A 2,798-nucleotide genomic window follows, 5' to 3' on the forward strand; every position below is an offset into this window, starting at 1 on the left:
ATTGCCTATTGAATTTGATAGCTTTACATATTTCTTGGAGAATAATCAAGATATTAGTATATCTATAATTGATAAAGTGATTAACATTGAATAAGTTTGAATGGCTAGTTAAACATCTAGCTTGGAATGCATCTAAACCAAAGGGTAACTTTTTCTGGGTAAAAGCTACAGAAGAAGAGACTAAATTACTTACTGAAAAATATCCTTTGGTTACTACTAGAACTTTAAAAGGGGGAATATCAGTTCCTGTTTTAAATATACTTGATAATAATATTGTAATTGATACACGATGAATATACCTAAAAGTTTTAAAATTGCCGGACAAGAAATTACAGTAAGAATAGTTGATCATCTTGATGACAATAGTTATGGAATGTGGGGAAGTGCTACTAATACCATTTATATTGCTAATAATGTAGACACAGAATATGATGGTAAAGTATGGCTTACAGAATCCCATCAATTAAACACCTTCTTTCACGAATTAATTCACTGTTTTCAATACTATTATAATAATGAGTATAGTGAAGCAGAGGCTCAAGTATTTGCAAACTTTTTATATGAATTTATGGAAACTAAATATGAGAATTAAAAACTATTTTAAGTATAGAACTATATTCTCAAAATACTGGAGGGAGTCTCATATTCCACTATATCAATGGTATAGAGCTAAGGATAAATTCAAGAAGCCTATTTGTCATTTTAGTGTTGGAAAGCCACACTGGTTCTTTGGTTGGTATGCTGACTCTAAACATATGAATCCAATTATTGATATATATTCTAGCTCATTAGGGTGGAAGGATAAATACAATTCTCCACGACATGAATGGAATCCATTCTTTGCCATAACTTTTTTTAGAAGATATAGACTAATGTGGATGTGGAATTATGTATCTGATCCATTAGATACTAGTGAACATACAAGAAGTATGGCAACATGGGAAGCTATATTGGATTATATCTATTATAATAAGAGTATAGAATGGGTTAGAAATAATCATATTTGGCTAAATCAAGATAATTCAGAAATAACTATTAATAAGAACCTAAAATGAAGTTAGAATATACTGATGGTTGTATGTGTACTTCTCTAACCGTAGATGGAATTGAAACAATAGACATTCCTATTGACGAATTTAAAAAAGTAATTCATCAATTAATAGATAGGGAATCTGATTTAGGAACTCTACAAAATATTTGGATTAATCTGATGGAACAACAAGGTGAATATGAGGATCTGGGACATTGTGAGTGTTGTGGGGATTGGATAACTAAATATACTTTAGAAATATGAGAATTTGTGTAATTAGCGATTTGCATGGTTATTTACCTACTATAGAACCATGTGAGATTCTTTTAATATGTGGTGACATTTCTCCTCTAAGAATGCAGAGGAACTTACCACAATGTGAGAAATGGTTAAAAACTACATTTGCGGAATGGATTAAAGGACTTCCTTGTGAACAAGTATTTCTAGTTGGAGGAAATCATGATTTTATCCTTGTAAACAGAGGTTATACATGGATTACTGCTGTACTTACAGAGCCTACTGATGGAAAAGTTATATATCTAGAGAGTAATCATACTGATTATTTAAGTGATGATGGTAAAGTATACAGAATTTGGGGAACTCCATACTGCCATATCTTTGGCAACTGGGCATTTATGTACTCAGATGATAAATTGAAGGAATTGTATTCTTCTATGCCTTATGATTGTGATATTGTTATAAGTCATGATGCATTTAGTGTAAATAACTATGGAACTGTTCCTCCTAACATGTGGCATAATGAACCAGTAAATGCTGGTAATGAAGTTCTTACTAAGATTATTCTTGAACGTAAGCCAACTTATGCTTTCTGTGGGCATATTCATGAGGGAAATCATAATTTAGAAGAAATTGATAATGTAAAGATGGCTAATGTATCATTATTGAATGACCAATATGATGTTTCATATGAACCATTATATTTGGACATTTAATAATATACTTATTTATCTATTTACTATTCTTTTAATTATAGCAATAGTACTTAGTATTCTAGATTTAAATAAAACTACTAAAAATTTATTGTATGAATCAGGAAACTTTTGACAATGCACTTAATGAATTTAATGAACTTAATACTAAGATTACTAAATTGAGAGAATTTCTTCTTGGAGATAAAGTAAAAGAACTAAATAATCTCAATCATGACCTTCTTATAGCTCAACTAAAGGCTATGGAAGCTTATGCTTCTGTTCTCTCTATTAGATTAGGACTTAATGCTCCTAGAGAAGAAGAGAGTGCAGAGTAAGAAAATAATTTTTACTGATAGAACTGACTCTTTATTAAATAGCTATCTCAGAGATATTGCGAAGATTAAGATTCTTCCTAATTCTGAGATAGCTACTTTAATAACTAAAGCTCAGAATGGAGATATTGTAGCTAGAAATAAAGTTATTAACTCCAATCTTAGATTCGTAGTTACTATTGCAAAACAATTCCAAAATAGGGGAATTCCTCTAATGGACTTGATTTCTGTAGGCAACGAAGGAGTTATAAAAGCTATAGATAAATTTGATCCAAATAGAGGAGTCTCATTTCTATCCTACGCTGTATGGTGGATTAAACAATGTATTTATAACTCTATTTATTGGCAGGCTAAAGAAATTAGACTTCCAATATCCCAACAGCTTATAGTTATAAATATTCTGGAAACTACTAATAAATTCCAGCAACAAAATCATAGAAATCCTAGTCCTGAAGAGATTTCAGAACTTACTGGAATACCAGTAGAGCAAATTGATTATCTATC

7 protein-coding genes are annotated in these 2,798 nt (G+C 30.5%); all 7 read left to right on the forward strand.

Annotation, left to right across the window (positions count from 1 at the left end; genetic code table 11):
* The first annotated feature begins 86 nt into the window (after positions 1-86).
* Positions 87-293 carry a hypothetical protein gene (locus ACI3VO_RS13130; protein ID WP_439758351.1) on the forward strand — a complete coding sequence of 69 codons (207 nt, stop codon included), beginning with the start codon at positions 87-89 and terminating at the stop codon, positions 291-293.
* On the forward strand, positions 290-592 hold the full coding sequence (locus ACI3VO_RS13135; protein WP_439758352.1) for a hypothetical protein: 303 nt from the start codon (positions 290-292) through the stop codon (positions 590-592). The genes ACI3VO_RS13130 and ACI3VO_RS13135 overlap by 4 nt, the downstream gene beginning before the upstream one ends.
* On the forward strand, positions 582-1,055 hold the full coding sequence (locus tag ACI3VO_RS13140) for a hypothetical protein (RefSeq protein ID WP_439758353.1): 474 nt from the start codon (positions 582-584) through the stop codon (positions 1,053-1,055). Before ACI3VO_RS13135 ends, ACI3VO_RS13140 begins: the two co-directional genes overlap by 11 nt.
* On the forward strand, positions 1,052-1,294 hold the full coding sequence (locus ACI3VO_RS13145; protein ID WP_439758354.1) for a hypothetical protein: 243 nt from the start codon (positions 1,052-1,054) through the stop codon (positions 1,292-1,294). The genes ACI3VO_RS13140 and ACI3VO_RS13145 overlap by 4 nt, the downstream gene beginning before the upstream one ends.
* Complete coding sequence (locus ACI3VO_RS13150) at positions 1,291-1,983, forward strand: metallophosphoesterase family protein (protein WP_439758355.1); 693 nt, start codon at positions 1,291-1,293, stop codon at positions 1,981-1,983. Before ACI3VO_RS13145 ends, ACI3VO_RS13150 begins: the two co-directional genes overlap by 4 nt.
* 92 nt (positions 1,984-2,075) lie before the next feature.
* Positions 2,076-2,297, forward strand: a complete 222-nt coding sequence (locus ACI3VO_RS13155) for a crAss001_48 related protein (protein WP_439758356.1) — start codon at positions 2,076-2,078, stop codon at positions 2,295-2,297.
* Positions 2,287-2,798 (forward strand): sigma-70 family RNA polymerase sigma factor (locus ACI3VO_RS13160; protein WP_439758357.1); only part of this gene is annotated, 512 nt, incomplete at its 3' end. The genes ACI3VO_RS13155 and ACI3VO_RS13160, both read left to right, overlap by 11 nt.

Origin of the sequence: Intestinibacter sp. (assembly GCF_051866655.1) — a bacterium.
In the GTDB taxonomy this organism is placed as follows: Bacteria; Bacillota; Clostridia; order Peptostreptococcales; family Peptostreptococcaceae; genus Intestinibacter.

Coding starts and splice junctions, on each gene's coding strand:
- ACI3VO_RS13135 (WP_439758352.1), top strand. CDS start 290: ATGAATATACCTAAAAGTTTTAAAATTGCCGGACAAGAAATTACAGTA.
- ACI3VO_RS13140 (WP_439758353.1), top strand. CDS start 582: ATGAGAATTAAAAACTATTTTAAGTATAGAACTATATTCTCAAAATAC.
- ACI3VO_RS13145 (WP_439758354.1), top strand. CDS start 1,052: ATGAAGTTAGAATATACTGATGGTTGTATGTGTACTTCTCTAACCGTA.
- ACI3VO_RS13150 (WP_439758355.1), top strand. CDS start 1,291: ATGAGAATTTGTGTAATTAGCGATTTGCATGGTTATTTACCTACTATA.
- ACI3VO_RS13155 (WP_439758356.1), top strand. CDS start 2,076: ATGAATCAGGAAACTTTTGACAATGCACTTAATGAATTTAATGAACTT.